Below are 24,353 nucleotides of genomic sequence, written 5' to 3'. Positions count from 1 at the left end.
AGACTCGCGACAGGCACTGCCGGCTTTCGCGGTCCGGTCCCGCGACGTAGTGACGACACTCCGGAGCCGCTGCGCATCGAGGCCTCGGATTCTGCGCATCGGTTACGCATCCAGCGCCGACACTGCACATCAACTCGCGGCCAGGACAAGCGGGTGCAGCACCCCCTTGTCCTGGCGCTGCTGCTGGAGGTTGTCCTGGGCAGTCCGGCCTGCCGGGCCTGGTTGTCCCTGAGGTGGAGCAAGTTTTCCCGCCCGGACGCCGCTGCGCCCTCGGTGGTGCAGCACGCAGCACGAAGCACGGTGCAGCGGGTCGTGCTGCACCGTCCGGGGCCTGGCGTACTACGGCGTCGGCCGACGTCATCGCCGTACTGCTGTACCCGCTGCACCTGCCGCTCCCGGCCCCCAGGTCACAGCCACCAAGCCGTCCGGGTGCCCGGCGCCCTGGCGGCCGGGCCCGGGAGCGGCATCAAGGTGAGCCGCGCTTCGGCGGTCACCCGGTCACCAAGGTGGGACGGTCCACCAAGGTTCCCGCTCGGTACCTTGATGCCCGCCCGCGGCCGGGCCCAGAAGCCTTGGTGAGCCATCAAGGTAGCGGCGTTCTCGCAGGTCAAAGCATTGGTAGCGCGCTCCTGCCGGTCACCAAGGTACGCGGCCGCCGCCGGGTCACCAGGGTGCGGGCCCGCCGTGGTGATGGCGGGCGACGGCCTCCAGCAACGCCTGCCGCGCGCCCCACAGCCGCCCCTGCTCGGCGGCCAGGGCGTCGGCCGCCCACACCGGCAGCGGCCTCCCCAACGCCGCCGCCGCCAACGACTCCTCCAGCCCGGTGTCGGCCTGCTTCCACTCCTCCAGCTGCCGGATCAGACCCCGCACCAGGACGTCGACGGCCCGACCCGCGCCCTGCCCGTCCCGGCGGGCCTCCTGCGCGGCCTCCCCGAGGACGTCCTCGTCCAGATCCTCAAACGCCTCCTCCCACCGCGCAGCCACCAGCCGCCGATGGCCCGCCAGCACGCCCTGGAGATCGGCGTCGACCGACTCCCGGGCCCACGGCAACGGGGACCGCGGAGACCGGACACCCGCGGCGGCCAGGACCCGGTCAGCGCCCGGCCCCAGCCCCAGGCCGCGCCGCGCGCGAGACGAGGAAGTGCTGCTCACTCCCGGTCAAACGCCGCCGTCCCCGGATTCGTCACCCCGGCCGCCAAACCGGCGGCGCAGGTCGGCCGACCGCGGCTCCCGCCGTGCCGATCGCACGTAGGTACCACCGCAGGCGCCACCGAGCACGCCACCGTAGGCACCGCAGCCACCACCGAAGGTACCCCGCCGCCTCTGCCCGTCGCCGAGCGTTTCCGCAGCTCAGAAGCGGTTTCCTGGATGCCGGTAAATCCGAGGACCCCCTTCTGTCTGTCCCTCTGCCCTGGGTTCTGGGTTGGGCGGGTGCGGTTCGGATGACGGTCCGGACGGCGGGGGTCTCCACCCTGCGGGGCTGTTTTTCCTGGTGGCGCCCAGCGCGTGCTGGACGGCCGACGCCCTTCCGCCCCGCACCGTTCCTGTGCTGCCATACCAGGATGACTGACACTCAATTCCCCCGGCTGAAGCACGGCTCCGACGCCTGGTGCGCGGCCCGGGACAGCATGGTCGAAATCATCAAAGGCTGGGCAACCGAAGGCCGGACCGACTACTACGGCACACTGAGCGAATCGCTGAGAGACGCAGGCTTTTCCGTCCCGCCCCGGGGCACGTTGATGAGCAACCTCCTGGAGGCCGCGTGCCGGGTTGAAGCCGACAGGGGCGTTCCGGTCATCCTGACCGCCATCGTGGTGAACAAGCAGAGCCAACGGCCATCCGCACAGTTCGAGGTGCTCGCCAAGACCACACCGTTCCGGCGCGGGGACGAACCGGGTTGGAGCTGGGAGACGGAGAGGGACCGGGTGTTCGCCCACTACAGCTAACCCACGACGGACCGGCCGACAGGGAGGAACCCCGGGACCGAGGCCCCGCGATTCCTCCCGGAGGCAGCGTGAGCCGTCGGGCGGGTAGCGGTCGCGTCGCCGGCAGGCCACGACCCTGCCCAGACCGAAGCCGCTGGACCGGTGGCGCGCACCGGCGTGCTGGGGACCGGTACCCCCGGCACGCCCGGACGCCTTACAGCCCGCCCCAGGGCCCGCCGAGCAAGCCGCCGCCCCCCCATCGCCGCGCTGCGCCACGTCCGCACCCCCGCCGCCGTCCTGGAAAACGCGTTCCACCTCGCCCAGCACAGCCCTACGCCGCCCCGCTCTTCCGGGAGACCGCCGCCGGCCTGGCCGCCGCCATCCGGCAGCACCTCCCCGCCGCCCGCACCCCACCCCCGCCACCGCCGGCTCCTCCCCCGGCTGCGCCCGGCGGCGGCGCCGGAGCCACCGGCGCCCCGCACGCCATGCTCGTCAACGAGCTGATCATCACTGCCGTCACCGGCACCACCACCCACGACGCCCCACCCCGCACCGACAAACGCCAGGCACCCCCGCGCCGCGCCCTGCCCGCCGGCCCGTGGTCGGGGCCGGAGGCCGCTTCCCGGCTCTGCTCGGCGGTGGCTTGCCCTGCGGCCCGTCGGCGAGTTCTCGGTAGGCCGACGTATCACCGTTCCGTGATCCACAATCCGAGATCGCTTTGACGACAGTCGCTAGTCAAGTCGTACGGGCGTGAGGGCGTCCCGGGCGACCTGTTCAGTGGCGGGCAGGCTGACCGCGTCCACCTGGTCCGTGTTCTGATCGAGGCTGGGCGCCGGTGAGTACGACACGCTGAGTGCCACGTTGGCGCGCCGAACGAGGACGTACACGGCGCCGCCGGGCTGCCACACGCGGCGGGCTTCGTCGCCGAAGCCGGTGATCGTGTCGGAGCGTGACCCGGGATGGTGGGCATCGCGTATGTTCAGCGCCTGCTGCTTGCGCGCGTTCGTGGTGGCATCGGAGCCGAATGTGCCGTCCCACTTGCCCAGCACGTAGTCGATCACGAGAGTGGTGCCGTTCTCCTGATCGCGCCAGACGCACCGTGAGCCGGAACCGTAGCCGGCGTCGAAGCGTCCGCTCCCGTTGGCAGCCGCGTTCGGCGTCAGATGCGCCGCTGCCGCAGCCCCGGCCGTACACGCCTGGGGCAGCTGCGAAGCCTCATGCCGCCCAGGCCACCACGGCGCATTCCACGGGCGGTCGGCGACCAGCGCAATCGCCGCCACCACCACCAGCACCACAAGACTGTCGAGCCCGGGACGGAGCTTCCCACGCCACCCCTGCAACGGCCGGGTGAGGCTCGGGCCGATGGTTCCCTGAGCCAGGACCGGCGCGTGAACGGCGGGCGCAGCAGCACCACGGGCCTTGCCGCTCCCAGCGCGCCCCATCAGGCGCAGGACGGCTAACGCGCAGACCCACACGGCGACAGCCAAGAACAGCATCGCGCTGCCGATCATGTTCTGGCCCGCGAACCAGCTACGGACCATCAGCAGAAGCACCACCAGAACGGCCGACGTCAGCAGCGCGAGGTGGGACACAAGTTGCTTGTGCGTCTTGCCGTCCTTGGGCGATAAATCATCCATCCGGGCTCCTCAACATCGAGCGAATCAGTGTCGCTGCGTACATACCCCGAACGCGGACGATCGAGGCGGCCGGAGCGGCGGCGTCCGCGCCTCGACCACCAGGACGGCCAGACAACTTCACCGGATAGCCCGGCGGGCCTGGCCTGCTTGCTGGACCCGGCCCGCCGCCCGGGCCTGCTCGCCCGCTGCGCCGCCGTCCTGGACGGAGGCGTCCATCGTGGCGACCAGCGTGATCCGCTCGCCCATCGACAGTTCCGGCAGTCCCTCGGCGACCGCGCTGCCGGTGACGACGTCGGCCGCCAGGTCGTACGCCAGCTCGTCGCAGCTGCCGGTCGGGGCAGCCGGCGGTATGCCGATCGCGGCGAGAAGATCCTGCCTGTCGGCCTCCAGACCGGACCAGCCAGCCCGCTGCGCCTGCACCCAACGCCCGAGCTCCTCACCCTCGAACACCGTCTCCTCGGTCAGCTGCGCCCAGTCGACCCGTCCGTCAGACTCCAGCCACCACTGTCGGGCGGTGACGTACGCGCGTCTTCCACGCCAGAGCCTGCGCGCGTACCGGGGCGGGCAGGGTGCCCTGCTGCGCCCCGGCGAGCTGGACGCTGGCGAGAAGCTCGTCGAGCGTCTGGCGGTCCACCCGCGGCTCGGCATTCCGGTGCCCGGCGGCACCAACCTCATGAGACGGCGCAGCTGGTCCGTGTTTTAGAAGTCGACTCCGTTCCACGTCCCGCATCGTGATGACCCGGCGTGGGGCAAGGGGTCCGCGACCTCACGACCTGAACGGCCATCCGTCACTTCCCCGGAGGGCCAACCAGGAAGACCAGACTTCGAGAACACGGCCTGACCCGTCAGGGAGCGGCTGGCCCGTCCGGTGTGGGCGGGGGCAGCGTCGCGCGGAGGATCGCCGCCGTGCACGGATCGGCCGGAAAGAAGGTCTCGACGGCGATCTCGTCGAGGGTCACGTCGCGCGGTGACCCGAACACCGTCGTGGTGTAGAGCAGGGACAGCTCGCCGTGCTCGGTGGACAGCCTCAGCGGCATGACCAGATCGTCCGCGCGCACGGCCCTGTCCGTCCGACCCGCCGGCTCACGGACATCCGCGGGGTCCACCGCCTCGCGAAGGCCACCCGGCTCGAAGGGGCCCGCCGCGTCGGCGTCCGGGACGGGATAGCTCTCCAGCTCCGCCAACAACTCGGCCAGACCGTCCGCCGAAGTCCGCTCCAGCTGCCGGCGGACCCGGCGCAGCACGTGCGCGCGCCACTGCGCCAGGTTCCGGATCCGGCTAGCCATGCCGTCGGGGTGCAGCGTCGCGCGGAGTACGTTGAACGGCGCACTGCCCAACGACACGTCCGCGCCGCCGAGAAACACCCCCATGGCCCGGTTCGCCGCCAGTAGCTCCCAACGCACGTTCACAGCGAGCGCGGGATTCGGCTCGTGGCCGGTCAGCACGGCCTCCACCGCCGTCCGCGCCGCGCCCAGATCGGCGAACGCCCGCTCCGGGTGGACCGGGGCGAAGCCCGCCGCCAGATAGAAGGCGTTGCGTTCCCGCAGCGGCACGTCGAGCTCGTCGCAGAGTCGCCGGATCATGTCCCGGCTCGGATTCGCCCGTCCCGTCTCGATGCAGCTCAGGTGCCGGGCGGACAGCTCAGCGGCGAGCGACACGTCGAGCTGTGAACGGCGCCGCCGCTCGCGCCAGCGCCGTACGAGCTTCCCGACCGGCTCGGTGGTCGTCGTCATGTGCCCAGGGTGCCCGCCGCGCCGCAGCGACGGCAATGACCTCCGAAGTCATCGACACTCCGCACCCGGCCGCCGCACAGTCGAAGAGCCGGCACGCCGTTCGTACCGGACTCACAACCCTGCTCGACCAGTCGAAGGGACACTGCCATGACCGAGACCATCGCACCCGACGAGACCTCAGGACACCCCGCGCCGAGCACCGACGCGTCCGGCACGGAGGCCGTCCTGGACCGTTATGTGCGGTTCTGGAACGCCGACACCGAAGCCGAGCAGCGCAGCCTCGCCGCCGAGACCTTCGCCGACCGCGTCGAGTACCACGCCGAGATCGGAGTACTCACCGGCACCCAGGCGCTGATGGACTTCCGCGACCAGTTCCTCGACCACATGGGTACCGCATCCCTCCAACTCCGCGCCCGGCCCCGCTTCCACCACGACCGCGCCCGGATTCAGTGGGAGATCGTCACCGGCGAGCCGGACGGAGACAGCGCGGGCAGCTCCTTCGCCACCGGCACCGACGTGCTCGTGCTGGACGGGAACGGCCGCATCGCCTCCGTCACCACCTTCCTCGACCGCGCCCCCGAGGGCTTCGACCCGGCTGCGCATCACTAACTAGGCTTTAGCAGTCGGTGGTCTGCCTGATTGGCTGTCTGGGAAAGTGGCGGGCGGCCAACCAGATGGTGAGGTGCGGGCGACTGAGATCTCCTCTGTGGGTCCTGCGCATGCTGCTGATCAGCGTGGACGTCGGACCAGATGCGTAAGGTCCGCCAGTGGTACCCGAGCCAGGGAACACATAAGATCATCAGACTTGATGCCGTAGGTCACAGACACCAAGCCGTCCGGGTGCCCGACGCCCTGACGGCCGGGCCCGGGAGCGGCATCAAGGTGAGCCGCGCTTCGGCGGTCACCCGGTCACCAAGGTGACGGACGGCCCACCAAGGTTCCCGCTCGCGGCGTCGGCGAACTGGTTGCGGTCGCCGGGCAGCGGGTGCGGGGCTTCGGCGGTCCAGTCGGCGATCCGGCCGATCGGCTTGCCCGGGGTGGCCGGGCTGGTGAACGCGACAGTGCCAGAGCACGGACCTGACGGCCTATACCAACACCACGCCCGGTGGCCGGGAGTGGCGCGCCACCTGGGCCGCTCCCGACGGACGCCGGGTTTCGGTCACCGAGTACAACGGGGAACCGGCCGCCAAGAACCGGGAAAACCCGCCGCTCAGCGCCGAACAGCTCACAGCGTTTTTCACCGCTCCGGCCTGGGAGCGGATCTTCGCGGCTCTGCCTCCCCTGAACAACACCCCCGCAGTGTCCACGCCGACCCCCGCATTCGGCCTGAGTACGGCTGAGCTGCTCGCCAAGCTGGTGCCCCTGCTACCGGCCGGGGCCACGTCATCCACTCCCGACGGTTCGAACCGGCCAGACCTCACAGTGGCACTGGACGGGCGTACCAGCATGGTGCAGGTGAGCGTGGAGCCGGCGTCGACGCGAAGCAAAGAGGAGGAGAAATCCGTCGAGGCTGGCCTCGCTAGAGGTGCGCGAGAAACTGCCCGACGGGACCCTCGTGGTCACCAACCGCTTCGGCAACGGCAAGACCGCGACCGATCCGATCTTGCATTGGACGGCCGAGGTGTACTCCCCAGATGGTCATCATGTGTCGATCTCCGAATGGAACGGCGAGAACGGCTACACGGCCCGACCCGGTACCCCGGCGCTCAGCCTGGAGCAGCTCAAGACCATAGTCACCGACCCGTGCTCCTGACCTGCCGCCCGCTGCGCCGGCCGGGCCCACCGCCCCGGAGGTCCCGACGCCAGCGGTTCCGGCCAGGCCAGTCGCTTCGGTCGCTGCGCCCCGCCAGGCCGCCCCCGCGGCCGGTCGGGTGGCTACGCCGCGCCGTGCGGCGCTCCCGGCTGCCGGCAGATCGTCGCGGACGCGGAAGGCGGCGGCGAGGAAGCCGGCCGCCTCCGTCGGTCACGTTCGGCCCCCAGGATCCGCACCGCCCCAAGACCCTCACCTACGCCACCGACGATTGCGCGGCCCCTGTTGTGCCCTTTCACCTTGGCACCGCCCAGGCCGAGCCGAGCCCGGAGGACCAAGTATCGGCAAGCGCGGCCTTGCTCGCGGTCCGGGTCCACGATGACTTCCTCAACGGTTGGGAACTCACGCCGTTCGGCCTGGATCGCTTCCACTGATCGAGCGAGGCCACAATCCGTCGACCAGGAGGTAGGGCTCGTACCAGTCACCGCTTTCCACCAGCCGACCCCACCGAGGAACGGCCAACCTCAACAGATTTCGTTTGGGATGCCGACCGGCGGCAGGCCGGCCAGCCGCCAGGGGATGACGATGTACTTCACCGACGGCCGGATCGAGAAGGTGACCCCGGAGGACCGGGAGAGCGCCCGTGGGTTCATGCAGTAGGCCCTGGAGCGGGACTGGCCCGGCTGCATCCGTGGCCTGATCGCCGACGGCAAGATCCGCACCGCCTGACCGAGCCGCAGACCCGAGGCCGGAGCTTCCGACCTCGGCCCTGTCGTGCGGCGTGTGCCGCCCGGCCGCCCCCGCGCGCTCTTGACGTGTCGTCACCTGTGGGTGGAGCGTCGTGCAAAACTGCGCAACCGACTTGGCGCGGGAGGGCATCATGACGCTACGGTTCGCCGGGGTGGACCCCAACACCGGCAAGGACGAGAGCCCGATGGTGTGGGTGGACGACGAGAAGAAGGAACTCGTCGTCCAGGGCCTCAAGCCCGGCGAGGCGCTCCTGGCGGAGATCGGCACGACCGAGTGGGTACCCGGCCACTCCGTCGGCACTCCCGACCACGAGAACGTGACCCGCATCCCGCTGCGCATGGCGGCGATCATCAGGAAGGCGCTCGACGATGCCGAACGTGACGGTCTTCTCTGAGCTACTGGCCGGCGCCCGGCACTCCGCCGTGCACCTGGAGATGCGCGACGCCTACGGCATCGCCGGCGAGGCCGCGGAGTTCGAGCAGTTCCAGCGGACCGGCGTGCACCCGGATCTCGATCCCGAGGGCGAGGGCTGGTCAGGCTGGGTGTCGATGATCCGGGCCGCCGTCGCCCGCGGCGTCGTGGTGCGCCGCGCCCGGATCGTCTCCGAGCCGGTCACCGAGTACATCCGCTACGAGCACGCCGGAACCGTGGTCAACCTCGCGGCCGGCGAGCAGGTCCGCTGGCTGCCGCGCCGCCGGGCCTCCGACCTCGCACTGCCGGGGAACGACTTCTGGCTGTTCGACAGGAGGATCGTCCGCTTCAACCATTTCACCGGCGACGGGGCCTCCGGCGGCCCGGAGATGTGCGAGGACCCGGCTGTTGCCAAGCTCTGCGCGGACGCGTTCGAGGCGGTCTGGGAGCGCGCCGTCCCGCACGAGCAGTACACCGTCTGACACCCCGACCGGACGACCAGCTCCATGCCCGCCTCCCCGTCCTCCAGCGCCCAGGAAGCCCGTCTGGCCGTCGCCGCGCGGCTGCGCGAGGTCATGCTGGATGCGGGCCTGACGGGGCAGGAGCTGGCCGCCCGGTGCGGGTGGAACGGCGCCAAGACCTCCCGCGTCATCAACGCCCGCACCGCGCCCTCGGACGCCGACATCCGCACCTGGTGCCGGGCCTGCGGCGCCGACGACCAGGCCGAGGACCTGATCGCCGCCAACCGTGCCGTGGACTCCATGTACGTCGAGTGGCGTCGCCTCACCCGCACCGGCCTGCGCCGCCTCCAGGAATCCGCCGCGCCCCTGTACGAACGCACCCGGCACTTCCGCTCCTACTCCTCCCGCGTCGTACCGGGCGTCCTGCAGACCGAGGCGTACGCCACCGCCCTGCTCGCCACCGTGGCCGACTTCCGACGCACCCCCAACGACGTCGCCGACGCCGTCAAGGCGCGCCTGGCCCGCTCCCGCGTCGTGCGCACCGGCCACCACCGCTTCGCGACCCTGATCGAGGAGTCCGTCCTCTACTACCGCCTCGGCACCGTCGAGACGATGGCCGAGCAGCTGGAGCACCTACGGGCCGCCATGGCACTGCCGGCCGTCTCGCTCGGCGTCATCCCGTTCACCGCCCAGCGCACCATGTGGCCGGTGGAGACGTTCAACATCTTCGACGACGCCGAAGCCGGGGTGGAGCTGCTGTCCGCCCAGGTGACCGTCACCACGCCCAGCGAACTCGCGCTCTACGCCCAGGCGTTCGACCGGCTCAAGGGTTTTGCCGTCTACGGCGCGCAGGCACGGGCCCTGATCTCCCGGGCTGTTGCCTCCCTGGGGTGAAATCCTGCAAACGCGTGCAAACGCGTTGAGGGCCGGCCCGGCTACTTCCTACCGTCGATCCGTCGCCCGCAATGACGGACCGGAAACCCGGACTCCGCCGCGGTGCGGGCCGCGAGTTGGGGCCGCTGCGTGGGCCCGCCCCCTGTGTCGGGGTCCGTGCAGCCGTCACCGCCGACGAGAGAGCGGGAGTCCGCCGATGGCCACGCACCCCACACCACCGGCCACGGCCGCGCCCCGGCAACGCCGGCGGGCGTGTGGTGCGCGGTGACTGCGGCCGTCGAGACCCATACCCGGCCCCATGGCTGCGACTCCGTCAGGGCGCGGCTGTCCTACGAGCCGCAGTCCGCCGCGGCGGCCCGGCGCCTGGTGCGCACTACGTTGCCCGGGTGGGAGCTGGAGGACCTGGTCGAGGCCGGCGAACTCATCGTCAGCGAGTTGGTCGTCAACGCCGTGAAGACAGGCTGCCGCAGGCGCATGACGGTCGCGGTCGAGCGGACCACCGACCGGTGCGTGCGGATCAGCGTTCGGGACGGCTCCCGCGTCCTGCCCTGTCTGATCGACGCCGGTCCTGCCGCCGAGTCGGGCAGGGGCCTGGCTCTGGTTCACCACCTCACCGGCGGCCACTGGGGCGCGACCCCCGAGCCGTACGGCAAAACCATTCACGCAGACCTGCGTACCCGCTCTCCCGCCCCGGCATAGCCCCCAGTGCTCCAGTGCGCCGGGACGTCCCTCTACTCCTCCCGGGCCCCGGGAGGACACCATCACAACGACGACAAGGAGGTCGGTATGGACATCGACGGAGGACACGGCGGCGGTGGCGGTGAGGGGGACGGGCACCCGGGCACCCCGTGGACGCCGCCGTCCGACCCGCCGTCTCCCGACGGCACGACTCCGCCGGGAGACGGGGGACACCGCAAGTGACGCTCGCACCTGAGCAGGAGGGCCGCCCCGTGCCGGGGCGGTCCTTCCCCGTCGCCGACGCGTGGGTGCCGGCCTTCGACGCCGTTCCGCGTTCGCTGTTCCTGCCGGACCTGGTGTGGGCGCACGACATGGCCACCGAGGAAAGCCGACCCGTCGACCGGACTGTGGACGAGCCGGGCTGGCTGGCGGCCGCGGCCGCGGACATCCCGATCGTCACGCAGTGGGACGACGGCGCCCATCAGGGCGTCGAGCCCGGCACGGTGCCGACCAGCTCCGCCTCGATGCCGTCGCTGGTCGCCTCGATGCTGGACGACCTCCAGGTCGAGCCGGGGATGCGGGTGCTGGAGCAGGGCACCGGCACCGGCTGGAACGCCGCCCTGCTCGCCCACCGGCTCGGCGACGCGAACGTGACCACAGTCGAGATCGACGCCGCCGTGTCCTCCCAGGCCCGCGCCGCACTGCACGCCGCCGGCTACCGCCCGCAGACCGTCTGCGGGGACGGCGCGCTCGGCCACCCTCCCGGCGCCCCGTACGACCGGATCACCGCCACCTACGGGCTGCGGGAGATCCCGTGGGCCTGGATCGAGCAGACCCGCCCCGGCGGGCTGATCCTGGCGCCGTTCGGCACCCACTACTCCAACGCCGACGCCCTGGTCCGCCTCACCGTGGCCGGCGACGGCACCGCGTCCGGCCCGTTCCTCCAGCCGGTCGAGTTCATGAAGATGCGCTCCCAGCGCCTGCGGTGGCCCGAGAACCCCGCCGACGGTGGCTCCCTCGCCGAGAGCGCCACCACCGCGGCGCTGCCCGCGCACGGCAAGTTCGACCCGTTCCCGCTCGCCGCCGGCCTGCGCCTTGGCGACGTCGTCCACGCGATCCAGCCGCACGAGGACGGCGCCCGCACCCTGTGGCTCTACTCGCTGACCGTCCCGGCCTGGGCCGCCGCGACGTTCCGCGACGGCGAGGACGAGCACCAGGTCCGCCAGTACGGCGGCCGCCGGCTCTGGAGCGACTTCGAGCGGACCCTCACCTGGTGGCACGAGGTGGGCGAGCCCGGCGTCGACCGGCTCGGACTCACCGTCACCCCGGACGGCTGGCACGCCTGGTTGGACGACCCAGCCCAGCCGATCTGACCGGCAGGTCCGGCGCCGCGAGCCCGCCTCGCGGCGCCGGACCCGTCACCGACCACCGCCCGCCCCGGCGGGCGCCAGCAGAAGGGGAAGCGCATGGAACGCCGGCCGATGGACCTGGCCACCTACAGCGAGCAGGCCCAGCACGGGCCCTGCTTCATCTGCCACCTGGTCGACGGCGACCCGGCCTACGCCCACGAGATCGTCTACGAAGACGAGCAGTACTTGGCCTTCCTCGACAAGTGGCCCGTCCTGCCCGGCAAGCTCCTGGTCGTGCCCAAGCAGCACCTGGAGCACGTCGTCACCGACCTCACCGAGGACGACTACCTCGCCATGATGCGCACCGTGCGGCTGGTCGCCCTCGCCGCCGAAGACGTCCTCGGCGGCGAGCGCACCTACCTGTTCTCCCTCGGCTCCCAGGCTGGCAACAGCCACCTGCACTGGCACATCGCCCGCCTCCCGCTCGGTGTCCCCTACGAGTAGCAGCAGTTCGAGGCCCTCGCTTTCCGCAACGGCGTCCTCGCCTACACCCCCGCCGAGCGCGCGGATCTCGCCGACCGGCTGCGCCAGGCCATCGCCGCCCGCGCCACCGCGGCCGGCTGACCCGCCGTTGCCAACCGGGCGCCCGCTCGTTGGACCCGCCGAGCGCCTCCACCAGGGCGCGCGGCTGCGCCTGCTCCACACCGCCCGGCACGAACACCCCCTACGGGCCGGTCGCCGCACGGTGAAGCCCTCGGGCGGCCGGGCCCGTACACAGCCCGGCCGTCCGGCCCCCGCGCCGATCGGTAGGAGTTGTGCCGTGCCCGTCCCATCGTTCCGTATTGGGTGCGGCCTGTGCGGCAGGCCGATCGCTCTGGCCGATGACGTCTGGGCCCTGGATGCCGAGTGGCAGCGTCGCTACCCGGCGATGCGGGGAGTCCTGGCGTGCCAGGACTGCGCGCTGCGCAAGGGCTGGGGCAGCTGCGAGCAGCCCAACGGGGAGTTCGTCGAGGGGCACATCCCGGCGCAGGAGGACGACCCGGACCGGGGAGACGGAGACTCCTGGTGTCACGTGATCGGCTACGGCACCCGCAAGGCCATGGCCATGTTGTACCCGCGCTCCGGACTGCTCCAGGGGGCCGAGGAGTACCTGCGGTACACGGCGCAGCGCAGCGGCGTGGCGCCGCACGTGGCCGACCGGCTCCGCGCGCTCCTGGCGGAGTGGGACAGCACCCCGCCCGGTCGGCGGCCGGAGGTCTTCGGGACCGCGCGGGCAGCGGCGGTTCCCGGCGCGAACGCCGCCGACGTGCATTAACGGTCTCAAAATTCCGTGCCGCACAGTGGCGGTACGCCCCAGGCCGTAGACGTTCCTGCGCGCGGGTCCTGTCTGTTGGACTCTGCGCACCTCGAAGGGGTGAAGGAACACACCTCTTCCGAAAGGGGGGCGTCATGACGCCCGTTCAGTCCGTTCTGAGGTTGCTCGCCGAGGCCGTCACCGACCCGGCCGGCCCGCAGGCCGACCAGCTCGTCCACGCGGTCCGCAACCTCGGCTCGGTCCTCTCCACCGTCCCGGCCGCCACGAACGCCGTGGCCGCCGTCCGCAAGCTGCGCCACCGCCCGGCCGTGGAGCAGTCGGCGGTCCGGTGCTGCTGCCAGGCGTGCCCGGCCCACCGGGAGGCTGGCGCCGCGTTGGGCCGGGAAGTCGGGCGCGCGGCGGTGCTGCGTGCCCCCTTTCCTTTTTGGGATTCCAGAGGAGACACGTGTAGTATTTGGTTAGGTCCTACTATTTAGGAGTCTGTGGTGAGGGTCAGTTTCGGTGGTGAGCGGGTTGAGGTGCCCGACGACCTCGCCAGGGCGCTGCTCGCGGCCCTGCGTGGCGAGCGTCTAGTGGAACCGCCGCAGGCCTCCGCCTTCGACGACCTGACCGCCCTGGTGGCCTGCATCAGCCGGGTCACCCAGCACCTGACCGTGGTCAAGGAGCTGGCGATGTCCCGCGCGGACGCCAGCGACAGCTACTCCAACCGGCGCGCCCTGGGCATCGCGGCCGCCATGGCGCCCTCGCAGCTGGGCCGGGTGCTGGAGGGCCACGGGCTGCCGCGGGACCGCCGCGCCGGCGGCGTGGACCTGGCCGTCGCGTTCCGCACCACCGACGACGGCGTGCTGCACCTGGCCGCCGAGGAAGACGTGGCCGGCCTGCCCTCGTTCACCCTGCCGTTCAACCCCGCGCAGGGCGTAGTGGAACCGACCGAGTTCGCCGGCCGGGAGCTCGAGTTCTACTACCGCCGCCAGGTCCCGATCGCGGTGGCCGACCTCGGACGCACCGCCGGCTACACCCTGCGCCCCGAGCAGGGCCTGATCGCCTGCGTCACCGAGCCGGTCTTCGACGCCTTGTTCGGCGACCCCCGCCTCGACCCGACCCGACCCAACGGACGCTGAGGAGACCGACCCTGATGTCCGACGACCTGTTCAACTCCGTCGACGCCCTGCTGGCGGCCGTGAACACCGGCCTGCCGGTCCCGGCGGAGCGGCAGCGGTTGCGCCTGGCGGCGGGGCTGACGCCCGTGCAGATCGCCGCGGCTCTGCGGGTGGACTCGGCCCAGGTGTTGGGCTGGGAGGACGGCAGCGCCGTCCCGGGCCCGGATATCGCCCCGGCCTACGCGCGGCTGCTCGCGGGCCTGGCGGAGCGCTTCCCCGCGCCCGAGCAGCCCGCCCCCACACAGCCCGCCCCCACACAGCCCGCCGCTCCGGTCCCGGCCGTGCCGCAGGCGTTCGCCGCTCCGGCGCCCGCCCGGCAGGCCGCCGAGGCGCCCTTTGTCCCGGTGCTCGACCAGAACCCGGACGGCTCGCTGGTGATGGGCGAGGCGGCGCCGTGCGTGCAGTGCGGCCAGCCCTCGGTCTACCGAGCGCAGGGCCGCCCGATGCACCTGGGCGGGTTCTGCCGCCCCGCCGCCCAGGCCCCTGCACCCGCCGCTCCCCAGGCCGAGGAGCCGCCCCCCACCCCGGCCGCTCCGGCTCCCGCCGCCATCGCCCCGACCGCGCCCGCGGCTGCTCCCACTCCCACTCGCATTGTTGCTGCGCCGTCCCGGCCCGCGCCCGCCGCGCCGCCTGCCCCGGTCGCACGGCCCGGCCAGCGTCCTGCGGCAGCCCGCGCGAGTCGGCCCTCCCCGGCACGTCCCGCTCCGGCCACCACGACGGCCGCCGCGCGTTGGTGGCCGGCGGTCGCGCTGGACGTCGCCGACGGCGGCGGCTGGGTGCTGGACGTCCCGCAGATCCCGGCCCCGGCCGGGACCAAGCTGGGCGACTGGTTCGCGTGGCTGGGCACCGGGCTGCCGCTGCGCGTCGAGCGCGCACACCCGGCCGGACGCGGCGGCGACGGCATGGTCTGCCTGACCGCCGCCTCGCTCACGCAGCTCGGCCTGCCCGCCGCGCTGCCGACCACCGAGAAGGCCCTGAACGCACTGCACACCAAGTTGGCGAAGGCGGCCGCCACGGTGGGCATGGAGATCAGCGACCAGATCGGCCCGTCCTTCCACGTCTTCCGGCGTGCCGGGTCGGCCGGCGGCCCGAAGACCTCGGTCCGGGTCACGGTGGCGCCGTGGCTGGGCCAGGGCGACTCCCGCCAGCAGGCCACCAGCGCCCTCGCCGCCCCGCTGGCCACCGCCCCCGACGGCACCAGGGACGGCCTCATCCTGGCCCGCCGCTACCGGGCCTTCACCAGCGACCTCGGAGTTGCCCCCGGCGCCACGACCGCCTCCACCGCGATGCTGCTCCTGGACGCGGTTCGACCCCGCGTGGAGTGGACCAAGGATCAGGCGACGGGGGAGTGGTCCTCGCACCTGCGCGAGGGCGCCCTGCCCTCGGGGGACCTGTGTGTGCCTCCGGCGGCCGGGGCCCGCCACCCGCTCACCCGCGAACTTCTCAGCAAGGGCGAGGCGGTGTGCGAGGAGGAGGACTACAAGTGGTGGGCCCGTGAGCTCACCGACGAGGAGGCCCGGCGTCCGTGGGCGGTCGCGGTCGACGTCTGCGCCTCCTACCTGTCCGTCACCGACTCCTTGCGCCTGCCTATCGGCCCTTACGGGTACGTGGAGCACCCGGCCTGGGACGGCGGCAAGACGGCCGGCCTCTGGTGGTGCGACTTCACCGGCATCGAGGTCGATTCCCTGCTGCCGCACCCGGCTACCTTCCACGGCCAGGCGCCGACCGGCCCGGGCTGGTACGCCACCGTGACGGTCGCCTACATGGCCACCACCTACGGCTTCGACCCGGCCACCATCACCCGGGCGTACCTGGCCGCCCATACCGCCCCGCTGCTCAAGGAATGGACCAGCCGCATCCGCGGAGGCTACAAGCGCACCTACGCCGACCTCGGCCTGGTCGACGGCCAGAGCCCGACGGAGTTCCTCGCCGCCTACGCCGTCCACAAGGACACCGGCACCGACCCGGCCCGCGCGGACGCCCTGGTCCTCGCCGGCACCTACAAGAACGTCTACAAGGGCGGCATCGGCAAATGGGCCGACTCCGCCCGCCACCTCGACGACCAGGCGTGGCTGGAGAAGGTCGCCGCGTCCTGGTCCTACGACCCCACGCTGCGCTTCCACGTCATCGCCGCCGCCCGCATCGCCGCCCACCGCCGCCTGCGCAAGACCCTGCTGCTCACCGGCCGCGCTCCGATCGCGGTCAACGTGGACTCCTACCTGTACGCCACCGACGCCCCCTCCCCGCTGGAACTGCTCCCGGTCAAGGACGACGGCACCCCCGTCCCCGGCGCACTGCGCCTGGGCATCGCACCGGGCAGCCACAAGCACGAGGCCTCGATCCCGCTCACCGCCGTGGTCGAGGCGATGGAGCGCCGGGAGCACCCCTCCAAGCTGGTCCACCACTACACCACCGACGGCACCCCGAGCGACCAGGAGCAGGGTGCCGACGGCGGGGCCGCCGGTACCGACAACGACGATGAGGAAGGCGGGAACTGATGGCGGGCAAGGGGCTGTTCGGCCGGGTGCGCGAGGCACTGTTCCCCTCCCGGAAGGCGCCGGTGCAGTCCACCACGCAGGCCGGCCATGTGCGCGAGCGCAAGTACGGCGGGAACACCAAGGCCATGGCCACCGCCTACGGCGTCGCCCCGCGCACCGTGCTGCGCTGGATCGACGGCACCCGCCACCCCACCAAGCCCCAGCACGTCGACCAGCTCCAGCGCGAGGCCGTCGACGTGCAGACCACCGAGCGCGGCCGGGAGCGCAAGGCCAAGCAGCTGGCCCAGCGCGGCACCGTCTCCGGGATCGGGGCCCGGGTCGGCCGCGCCGTCAGCTTCGAGATCAGGGGCTCGGACGCCGTCCGGGCCCGCGACATCCACCTGAACCTCTCGGGCGAGCAGGCCGCCGCCTTGGCCTTGGCCGAGGACGAGGACGAGGTTCGGCAGATCGTCGGCCAGGCCCTCGCGGACTACTTCAACGGCGGCGCCGGCTACGGCGGGTTCGGGCCGGACGACTTCGACTTCGACCCCAACGACGTCGACCTGAACTGACTCACCACATGTGAGTGGGGTGGCGGGCAGATCATGCTTCTGGTCGACCGCGAGATCCTCGGCTGCTGGGCCTTCAGCGGCAGGCCCACTGTTGAGAGCCGTTGCCCCGCATTCCGGGCCCGGACAGGCGCAGCAGACCAGCCACGTAGGCCCAGTCGAGGAAGGCGAGGCCACGCGGCCGTGGGGTGGCGTCGCGCACGCGGGCGATGGCGGCGGTCAGATCGTCCTCGGTGCCGCGCAGGGTGTGGTGGAAGGCGAGGGCGGTCTCCAGCAGCGGGATGAGCCAGGGCAGGCCGGCGACGTCGATCTGGGGGCGCAGGACGGTGACACGCTGCGCGATGTCGCGGTCGTCGGTGCCGGCGTCGCGGACCAGGCCGGCGACCTGGAGGTGCAGGACGGTGGCGCGCTGGTCGAGCGGCTCCAGGTACTGGCGGGCGAGGTCGATCTCTTCGCCGGCGCGGCGGGGGTCGGTGAACGCGGTGACCAGGGCCAGGCGGGTCTGGGCGATGGCCCGCTCACCGGGCGCGTCGTGCTGCTCGGCCTCGGCCCGCCCGTCGCGCAGGGCCTGGGCGGCCGCGGTGAAGTCGCCCTGCGGCCACAGGATGTCTCCCCTCACGCGGTGGCGGCGGCTCTTCCACGTCAGCGTGGAGGCGGCGTCGAGCGCGGCGGGGAAGTCACCTGCGATGCGGGCGAGGCTGGCGATGCCGCGCTGGGCCTGCGGGGCGAGGCGGCCGCCGGCGGCGGCGACGCGGCGCATCCCTTCGAGAGAGGCGGCAGTACGGCCGAGGTCCTTGTCGGCCTTGGCCCGGTAGTACCAGGCGAGCTGGGCGAGCTCGTCGGACAGCAGGTTGCTGTCCAGGACGGCGGTCAGGCGGCGGGCGGTCCGGTCGCGGTGTTCGTGCTGGCGGCGGCTGATGGCGGTGAGCAGCTCGGCCAGGGCGTCGGCGGGCGTGTCCGCGGCCTGGCCGCCGCCCTGGGCGGGGGCGGGTGGGGCGATGGGCTCCCACACGGAGTCGTCGATGTAGGCGAAGGCGGCGGCAGTGAGCCAGGCGAGGTCGTCCAGGTGGTGGTCGCGGGCCAGGCGCAGGCCCTGGCGCAGGCACGCCACCAGCCAGGCCTGGCCGTCGGAGGCCGTGGGGGCCTGGCGCCACTGCTCGCCGAGCGCGGACAGGGCCCGTTCCGCGGCCTGATGCCAGTCGGCCGCCGTCCAGCGGTCCGCCGTGGCGGTGTCGCCGGTTTGCAGCGCGGTGCGGATGGCGCCGTGCAGGTGGTAGGGCGAGATCGCGTAGGGGTCTTCGCTGACCATCGGGCGTTCGACGAGGCGGCGGGCTGCGGCCTGGTGGGAGAGGCCGGCGGCCTGGGTGGCCAGGTCGAGGTCGAAGGCGTCCAGCAGGGAGGCGCTGCGCAGGACGTGGCGCTCGTCCTCGGTGAGGTCGGACAGGGTGCGGGCGATTAGGGCGGGGAAGGTGTGGTCGAAGTCGGCGGCCTCGGGGGTGCGGCCGGTGCGGCGGATCTCCAGGAAGCGGGCGACGGCCAGGTCGAGGTGCAGGGGAAGGCCGTGGGAGCGGGCGGTGATGACGGCGCGGACGTCCTCGGGGACGAGCGGCTGTTCCTCCAGACCGCCGAGAAGGAGTAGGCCGACCCGACCGTCCAAGACCGCTGGCACCCATCCGCCCGGACCGGGGACAGCTCCAGAAGGCCATGGAGAAGGCGCAGGGGAAGCGCCACTTGAGGACCGCGTCCTGATGCGTGGAGAACCCCGGTAGTGCGGCCGTCGAGATGGCCGGGCGGCTTGCTGGTCCCCGGTCGACCGGGGCCCGACTGCGCGCCCTCGCCACGCGCGACCCACCGCGGTCCGCTCGTCCCCTCGCCGGGTGGGGAAAAGGCTCGGATGGCAGTGCAGACGCACGTATCGTGGGATCCGGAGTGTGCGGAGAGCTGGGGAGGCGGACGATGCGCACGGTGGGGCGGGCAGCCGGGTACGCGGCACTGGCGGCGCTGTTGGGGGGAGCGGTGTTCTTCGCCGTCCGCAAGCTGGCGGACGGCGCCCACCGCAACCACGTCCAGGAGGGCGTCCCGCTGCTGGTGCTGCTCGTCGTGATGGCCGTCTACCTCACCCGGATGGTGCGCGACCACGACATCGACGGGTGGATCGCTGCGCTGTGCGCCATCGCCACGGTCATGCTGTACGTTCACATCTCCCTGCTGGATACCCGGGCGCTGCGCGAGCACGGCCTGGAGCAGCACGCCCGGATAACCAAGGTGCAGACGAAGTTCAACGCGGACAACACCGACTACCAGGTCTACACCCTGGAGGCCCTGGACGGCCCGCCGATCAACGGGACGGCTGAGGGCCACGGCGGTTCGGGAGGGGTCGGCACGATCGTCACCGTCACCACCGACCCGTCCGGCCAGGTCGCCCCGAAACTGGGCAAACTGCCGAGCGCGGCCACGCAGCTGTGGCTGGGCCGGGTCGACGCAGCCCTCGCCGTCCTCCTGGTTCCGGTGCTGATCGGCTGGGCGAGGAAACGCACCAGGAAGTGCCCCGGCCCGCAACGCGCGTGACGCATCGGCGACGCCGCCCACCGCGGTCTCGCGGCAGATGCAGGTCATCGGACGTGCCCTATCCTGCGCGTTTCACTTGCGGCTATGCCCGCATCATGATCGGGAACGCGAAAGTGCCTTCAAAACGGCCAAGATCCCGTGTCAGAGGACAGCTGTCACGGCGGCGTCCATCGTGGCGGCCAGGGCGGGCAGCTCGCGCTCCAGGTCGCCGAGCACCGTGCGGGGCATCGCCGCGGCCAGCGCGCAGACCGCGACCAGCGCGATCCGCTCGCCCATCGCCAGCTCCGGCAGCGCCTCGGCGTACGGATTGCCGGTAACGACGTAGGCCGCCAGGTCGTACGCCAGCTCCTCATCCAGCTGCCCGTCGCCGCCCGGAACCACCTCCCGGCCTGCGGCCCGCTCGACGGCGTCGGCGGCCCGCTCCAGCACCGTGCGATGCCGCTCCTGCGCCTGCCGGGCCGCCAGCTCGCGCACCCACCCAGCCGCCACACGGCCCACCTCGCCCGCCTCGGCGAGCAACACGTTCACCGCGTACTGCCGCTCCCGCTGCTCATGGTCCTCGTCCTCGGCCGCTGGCTCGCCCACCACCGGCAGGACGGTCACGTTCGTCATGACCGGTGAACTCACCAGCACCAGCAAGGTCACACACGGTCGGTGAGTTTCGCCCCGCCAAGGCGCCCCGCCAAACGGGTCCTGCCAGCCTGGGTCATGCCTGTGGGGGTTTGTCCGGTTTCGGTGAAGGTGGCGGATCCTCGGGCTCCGACCTGCGGTTCGCCGTGATCGACGAGACGGACGGGCCGCAGGTCGTTCGTTGATCATGGCGGTTCCGGGGTTCCGGCTGCGACCGGGCCCTCCAACGTGGCGTTGGCGTTCTCGCGGGAGGCGCCCACGTCGGTATTGACGGGCCTCCTGCCAAGTGTCCTGTCAAAGTGGCCTACTGGGGGCAGGGCGAGCACTAACGTGAGCGGCGACGCGCTGCGACCCAACGGAGGATCCGGATGCCCAGGCCCACGACCATCACGGAGTTCCACTTCACTGCAGGGCGCTTCCCGAGCCGCCCGACAGTCTGATCAGGAGCCGTCGGTAATCAAGGGATTGCTTCCGGGACTTGGGCTCGTTGATGTGGTATGCGTCGTTTTGATGAGTTGATCGGTCCGCAGTCCGGGGTCCTTCGAGGCGGCCGATGGGCGCCCGGCCCCGACGCGGCGGATCCGACCGTCCGGGGCGGCGTCCTCCTCCAGGTCGGCCAGGCCGCGGGAGACGCAGCCCTTCGAGACGCCGGCAGCCTCGGCCACGGCCGCGATCCCACCGTGCCCCAACTGGCGGGCCTCCGCGCCGTACAGCAGCCGCCGCTGCCGCTCGTCCAGGTGTGGCACGACCGCCTCGAACTTCGCCCGCAGCGGACCGATCAACTCATCAAAACGACGCATACCACATCAACGAGCCCAAGTCCCGGAAGCAATCCCTTGATTACCGACGGCTCCGGAGATCGATCACCTTCGGCTCAAGGCCGTCCTGGCCCACTGCCCCGAACTCGGCGCTCTCACCGGTCACGTCCGGTCCTTCGCCCAGATGCTCACTGAGCGCCAGGGCGAACGGCTACCGCAGTGGCTCGATGCCGTCCGGCAAGACGACCTCCCCAGCCTCCACACCCTCGCCGCAGGCATCGAACGTGACCGTGATGCCGTCATCGCCGGTCTCACCCTGCCCTGGAACTCCGGTGTCGTCGAAGGGCATGTCAACCGGATCATTCTGTGGAATCAGCGATGTCAAGCCGTGTGCTTGTGCATCACGCTGAGGTAGTGGCGGTCTCGGTGAGGTACGTGGTTGTCTCGGCCTGGGAGACTGAAGACCGCGCAGACGTCAGAGGGCCGGGTAACGATGCTGGACTGGTTGCCGAACGTGAGAGTGTCGTTGACGTGGTGCTCACAGCCTGCGGTGTCCAGGGCCGTGACCAGTTCCTCGTGGAGCACGGTGGCCTCGAACGACTCTGATTCGGGCAGGATGAGAGAGGGGAGTTTCGCGGTCGAGCCGGGCCGGAGGTGGATCCAGATGCCGCTGACCGCCCGCTGGGTGACGTCCAACTTGAGTCCGCCCCAGGAGTACGGATAGCCGTCGATGTCTGGCCCCTTCATGCGGATGGCGGGGTGCGGACGCCCCGGACCAAGGAGGTCCTCGGCCTCGGTCAGGGGCATTCCGCAGTGAAGAGGCCCGATCCGGCCGGTGCGGGCGAAGTCGACGAGCACGTTCATCAAGGTCACGGCAGTGACTGTGACACTCTCCCGGGCCTGTGTGCACTCCGATATCAGCGCGGTGCGGAGCCTGTCCCGCCCTGTCGGACGTCGACGAGCGGCAAAAGGCGGGCCGTCACCGGCATGTCCAGTTCGCGTGGTGTCGGGCCGGCCGGAGTGGGTGTGTCGGCGAGGCAGTCGAGTAGCCGGTCCAGCGCCGTCTGGCCGTCCTCGACGGCTGCCTGCTCGTCGTCGGTCAGCGGGATGGACACGGCCATTTTCTGCAAGTTGCTTTTGGCTTCGATGAGTTGGGATCGCGTGGATTCCTTTGGGGTGTAGAAGTCGCAGCGTGCGCAGGCCATGCGGTGCTGGCATTGCTCGAAGAAGGTGTAGCTGCAGTAGCCGTGTCCGAGGTCGTAGTGCTGCCAGGGCTCACCGGCCGCGGCGGCGCCGGAGGCGACGGCGTCGCGGTCGACCAGGACCTCGATGGTGCGGACGTTGCGCTCGAAGTAGCCGGCTTCGGAGTAGGCCTTGGACAGGGTGTTGGGTGTGATCTTCGCGTAGTACTGGGTGGATTGCGGGGAGCGGTGTCCGAGCCAGGCCTGCAGCTCGAACAGGGTCATCGGTTCCTTGGCGTTGTAGAGCTGGCTGGCGATGGTGGACCGGGCGCGGTGACTGGTGATGTTGCCGCGGACGTCGGCGGCCGGGACTCCGGCCTTGCGGCAGAGCATCGGGATGACGGTGTTGTTGATGTAGCTCGTGGAGACGCGGCGGGCCCGGACGGCGAACAGCGGGTCGACCAGCTCGCCAGTGCGACGGTCGGTGAACTTCGGCTGGTCGGGGCGGGCGGCCTGCCAGGCGTCGACGGCCTGGCCGAGGATCGGGTCGACCGGCTTGGTGAAGGCCGTGCCGGTCTTGTGGGTGGGGACGTCGAGCAGGCAGACCGCGTCGCGGGCCAGGACCTGCTGCGAGTCGCCGGCGATCGGTGCCCCGTCGTGCTGCCAGCGGATGCAGCCGACCTTCAGCCGGGCGATCTCGTTGCTGCGTTGTCCGGAGAACAGCCAGGTCAGTGTGACCGCGCGGACCAGTTCGAAGGGGTAGAAGTGTCCGGAGCGGGTCTGGGGGAGGTCGGCGGGTTCCAGGTTCAGGCCCGCCCACAGCAGTTTCGCCCAGACCTCGTCGGCGATCACCCTGGGGTCGGGGCCGAGGAGGGCGGTGATGCTGCGGGGGATCGCCAACGCGCGAACGGGGTCGAAGCGGCGGGGCAGCCACTCCCATTCCTGGCAGTCTCGGAAGAACGTCCGCAGCGCGGTGATCTGCCCGGCCTTGCTGGGCGCTTCCAGCGGCTTGCCGAGACGGTCGCCCAGCCCGATCGTGCGCTGGACGTAGTCGCCGACCTTCATCCGGTCCAGCGCGGCGATCCACGAAGCGCAGGTCTGCCGGGTCCAGTCGGCCGGATCGGCAGCGTCGGGCTGTTCGGCGGCGATCCACCGGCCGACCTTGAGCAGGTTCGAGCGGACGCCGCCGCGAACGCGCGGGGTCAGCGTCGAGGTTGCGTGCCAGCGGTCGGCCCACTGTTCCCAGATCGGCGCGCCGCCGCTGGCCAGGGCCGAGTGGCGGCCGGTGCCGGGACGTGGAGGATCACAGAATCCGAACTCGGCGACCGCCCGCTGCATCGCGTGCAGGGTGTTCAGCCGGCTGCCGTCCAGCAGCCCGCCGCGGCGGACCCGGTCGAACAGTGCGGTGTCCAGGTCTTCAAGATGCGGGCTGCGGTTGAGCAGGAACAGCTGGCAGGCCACCATCGGCAGCAGGGTGTCCTCGTCCCGGCCGAGCCGGTAGCCCCAGGTGACCAGGACCGCGCGAAGCCTTGCGACCTCGCCGTTGACGCGGTCGCGTCCGAAGATCCGCCAGGCCAGGGTGAGCCGCTGGAAGCTGCCGAGCCGGTGGAACTCGTTGAAGGAACCGAGCAGGTAGGCATGCGCCGCGAGATAGGGGCGAACCTCGTCGCCGGCCCAGGCGGGCGCGTGCCGGCGGAACTCGGCCTGAGTGCGGCCGAGCAGATGGAACCATTCCTCCTCCGTCCAGCCCCAGAAGGTCCTGCCGTCTCCGCGCACCGCGTCAGCAGTAGCGCGATCACGTCGAGCATGGCCCGTCGGCGGTGCGGGGTGGGCGGGGAGTCCAGTGCGGCGTTGACCGCCTCCAGCGGACCCAGCAGCCGCGCGATCACGCGCCAGCCTGGTGCGGACGGGTCGTGGTACTGCAGTCGCCGCAAATTGCGTAGGCCCAGGTCGGCCACGGCCCTGGCCTCGGCGGGTCGCATTGTCAGCGCGGCGTTGTCGCGGGGCGGGGAGATCGGCCAGGACCAGCGTCCGGCCCCGTCCTCGGGGATGATGGCCAGCAGTGGTGCGGTCACCGCGACACCTCCACCGTCGTGCCGTCCGCAGA

25 protein-coding genes are annotated in these 24,353 nt (G+C 71.7%); 15 read left to right on the top strand and 10 right to left on the bottom strand.

What is annotated here, in order from left to right; all coding sequences use genetic code 11:
* Positions 1–663 precede the first annotated feature (663 nt).
* Positions 664–1,050, bottom strand: a complete 387-nt coding sequence (locus ACIRRH_RS42230; RefSeq protein WP_403078642.1) for a hypothetical protein — start codon at positions 1,048–1,050, stop codon at positions 664–666.
* 512 nt (positions 1,051–1,562) lie between these two features.
* On the opposite strand from ACIRRH_RS42230, the gene ACIRRH_RS42225 reads away from it, so the two are divergent.
* Positions 1,563–1,946: a hypothetical protein gene (locus ACIRRH_RS42225; protein WP_403078640.1), complete on the top strand. Its 384-nt coding sequence runs from the start codon at positions 1,563–1,565 to the stop codon at positions 1,944–1,946.
* A gap of 710 nt (positions 1,947–2,656) precedes the next feature.
* On the opposite strand, the gene ACIRRH_RS42220 is transcribed toward ACIRRH_RS42225, so the two are convergent.
* Both ACIRRH_RS42220 and ACIRRH_RS42215 read right to left on the bottom strand, forming a co-directional pair.
* The gene (locus tag ACIRRH_RS42220; protein ID WP_403078638.1) at positions 2,657–3,562 is read right to left on the bottom strand and encodes a hypothetical protein; all 906 of its coding nucleotides are present in this window, start codon (positions 3,560–3,562) and stop codon (positions 2,657–2,659) included.
* A gap of 117 nt (positions 3,563–3,679) precedes the next feature.
* Entirely contained in the window at positions 3,680–4,012 is a 333-nt protein-coding gene (locus ACIRRH_RS42215; RefSeq protein ID WP_403078636.1) for a helicase associated domain-containing protein, read from the bottom strand.
* 64 nt (positions 4,013–4,076) lie between these two features.
* Between ACIRRH_RS42215 and ACIRRH_RS42210 the strand changes: the two genes are divergently transcribed.
* Positions 4,077–4,265, top strand: coding sequence for a hypothetical protein (locus ACIRRH_RS42210; RefSeq protein ID WP_403078634.1), 189 nt, complete (start codon positions 4,077–4,079; stop codon positions 4,263–4,265).
* A gap of 142 nt (positions 4,266–4,407) precedes the next feature.
* Here ACIRRH_RS42210 and ACIRRH_RS42205 read toward each other — a convergent pair whose 3' ends face one another.
* On the bottom strand, positions 4,408–5,295 hold the full coding sequence (locus tag ACIRRH_RS42205) for a helix-turn-helix domain-containing protein (protein WP_403078632.1): 888 nt from the start codon (positions 5,293–5,295) through the stop codon (positions 4,408–4,410).
* Between the two features lie 147 nt (positions 5,296–5,442).
* Here ACIRRH_RS42205 and ACIRRH_RS42200 point away from each other — a divergent pair, with 147 nt between their 5' ends.
* The 12 genes from ACIRRH_RS42200 to ACIRRH_RS42145 all read left to right on the top strand — a co-directional run bounded on the left by ACIRRH_RS42200 (position 5,443) and on the right by ACIRRH_RS42145 (position 17,112).
* Positions 5,443–5,904 carry an isomerase gene (locus ACIRRH_RS42200; RefSeq protein ID WP_403078630.1) on the top strand — a complete coding sequence of 154 codons (462 nt, stop codon included), beginning with the start codon at positions 5,443–5,445 and terminating at the stop codon, positions 5,902–5,904.
* A gap of 916 nt (positions 5,905–6,820) precedes the next feature.
* Entirely contained in the window at positions 6,821–7,048 is a 228-nt protein-coding gene (locus tag ACIRRH_RS42195; RefSeq protein ID WP_403078629.1) for a hypothetical protein, read from the top strand.
* 877 nt (positions 7,049–7,925) lie between these two features.
* A complete protein-coding gene (locus ACIRRH_RS42190) occupies positions 7,926–8,189 on the top strand; it encodes a hypothetical protein (RefSeq protein ID WP_403078628.1) in 264 nt (87 codons plus the stop codon).
* Positions 8,164–8,688 carry a DUF6879 family protein gene (locus ACIRRH_RS42185; protein ID WP_403078626.1) on the top strand — a complete coding sequence of 175 codons (525 nt, stop codon included), beginning with the start codon at positions 8,164–8,166 and terminating at the stop codon, positions 8,686–8,688. Before ACIRRH_RS42190 ends, ACIRRH_RS42185 begins: the two co-directional genes overlap by 26 nt.
* Positions 8,689–8,712: 24 nt before the next feature.
* Complete coding sequence (locus tag ACIRRH_RS42180; RefSeq protein ID WP_403078624.1) at positions 8,713–9,561, top strand: helix-turn-helix domain-containing protein; 849 nt, start codon at positions 8,713–8,715, stop codon at positions 9,559–9,561.
* 264 nt (positions 9,562–9,825) lie between these two features.
* A complete protein-coding gene (locus ACIRRH_RS42175) occupies positions 9,826–10,260 on the top strand; it encodes an ATP-binding protein (protein ID WP_403078622.1) in 435 nt (144 codons plus the stop codon).
* Positions 10,261–10,478: 218 nt separating this feature from the next.
* Entirely contained in the window at positions 10,479–11,612 is a 1,134-nt protein-coding gene (locus tag ACIRRH_RS42170; protein ID WP_403078621.1) for a methyltransferase domain-containing protein, read from the top strand.
* Between the two features lie 93 nt (positions 11,613–11,705).
* Positions 11,706–12,092 carry an HIT family protein gene (locus ACIRRH_RS42165; protein WP_403078619.1) on the top strand — a complete coding sequence of 129 codons (387 nt, stop codon included), beginning with the start codon at positions 11,706–11,708 and terminating at the stop codon, positions 12,090–12,092.
* A gap of 316 nt (positions 12,093–12,408) precedes the next feature.
* Positions 12,409–12,903: a hypothetical protein gene (locus ACIRRH_RS42160; RefSeq protein ID WP_403078617.1), complete on the top strand. Its 495-nt coding sequence runs from the start codon at positions 12,409–12,411 to the stop codon at positions 12,901–12,903.
* Positions 12,904–13,388: 485 nt separating this feature from the next.
* Positions 13,389–14,024 carry a hypothetical protein gene (locus tag ACIRRH_RS42155; protein WP_403078615.1) on the top strand — a complete coding sequence of 212 codons (636 nt, stop codon included), beginning with the start codon at positions 13,389–13,391 and terminating at the stop codon, positions 14,022–14,024.
* A gap of 14 nt (positions 14,025–14,038) precedes the next feature.
* A complete protein-coding gene (locus ACIRRH_RS42150) occupies positions 14,039–16,561 on the top strand; it encodes a helix-turn-helix domain-containing protein (protein ID WP_403078613.1) in 2,523 nt (840 codons plus the stop codon).
* On the top strand, positions 16,561–17,112 hold the full coding sequence (locus tag ACIRRH_RS42145) for a hypothetical protein (protein WP_403078611.1): 552 nt from the start codon (positions 16,561–16,563) through the stop codon (positions 17,110–17,112). The genes ACIRRH_RS42150 and ACIRRH_RS42145 overlap by 1 nt, the downstream gene beginning before the upstream one ends.
* 73 nt (positions 17,113–17,185) lie before the next feature.
* On the opposite strand, the gene ACIRRH_RS42140 is transcribed toward ACIRRH_RS42145, so the two are convergent.
* Positions 17,186–18,766 carry a hypothetical protein gene (locus ACIRRH_RS42140; RefSeq protein WP_403078610.1) on the bottom strand — a complete coding sequence of 527 codons (1,581 nt, stop codon included), beginning with the start codon at positions 18,764–18,766 and terminating at the stop codon, positions 17,186–17,188.
* A 299-nt stretch (positions 18,767–19,065) separates the two neighbouring features.
* Here ACIRRH_RS42140 and ACIRRH_RS42135 point away from each other — a divergent pair, with 299 nt between their 5' ends.
* Positions 19,066–19,677 (top strand): hypothetical protein, encoded by a 612-nt coding sequence (locus ACIRRH_RS42135; protein ID WP_403078608.1) that lies wholly within the window; start codon positions 19,066–19,068, stop codon positions 19,675–19,677.
* Positions 19,678–19,818: 141 nt separating this feature from the next.
* Here ACIRRH_RS42135 and ACIRRH_RS42130 read toward each other — a convergent pair whose 3' ends face one another.
* From ACIRRH_RS42130 to ACIRRH_RS42110, 5 genes are all read right to left on the bottom strand, one after another.
* Positions 19,819–20,289: a hypothetical protein gene (locus tag ACIRRH_RS42130; RefSeq protein ID WP_403078606.1), complete on the bottom strand. Its 471-nt coding sequence runs from the start codon at positions 20,287–20,289 to the stop codon at positions 19,819–19,821.
* Between the two features lie 458 nt (positions 20,290–20,747).
* Positions 20,748–21,107: a hypothetical protein gene (locus ACIRRH_RS42125; protein ID WP_403078605.1), complete on the bottom strand. Its 360-nt coding sequence runs from the start codon at positions 21,105–21,107 to the stop codon at positions 20,748–20,750.
* A gap of 169 nt (positions 21,108–21,276) precedes the next feature.
* On the bottom strand, positions 21,277–21,414 hold the full coding sequence (locus tag ACIRRH_RS42120) for a hypothetical protein (RefSeq protein ID WP_403078604.1): 138 nt from the start codon (positions 21,412–21,414) through the stop codon (positions 21,277–21,279).
* Positions 21,415–21,446: 32 nt separating this feature from the next.
* Positions 21,447–21,938: a hypothetical protein gene (locus tag ACIRRH_RS42115; RefSeq protein ID WP_403078602.1), complete on the bottom strand. Its 492-nt coding sequence runs from the start codon at positions 21,936–21,938 to the stop codon at positions 21,447–21,449.
* Between the two features lie 44 nt (positions 21,939–21,982).
* On the bottom strand, positions 21,983–24,022 hold the full coding sequence (locus ACIRRH_RS42110) for a tyrosine-type recombinase/integrase (RefSeq protein ID WP_403078600.1): 2,040 nt from the start codon (positions 24,020–24,022) through the stop codon (positions 21,983–21,985).
* Positions 24,023–24,353 lie beyond the last annotated feature (331 nt).

The organism is Kitasatospora sp. NPDC101235 (assembly GCF_044767505.1).
GTDB lineage: Bacteria > Actinomycetota > Actinomycetes > Streptomycetales > Streptomycetaceae > Kitasatospora.
The sequence above is the reverse complement of the archived record's forward strand: the minus strand, read 5'-3'. Positions and strand labels throughout refer to the sequence as shown.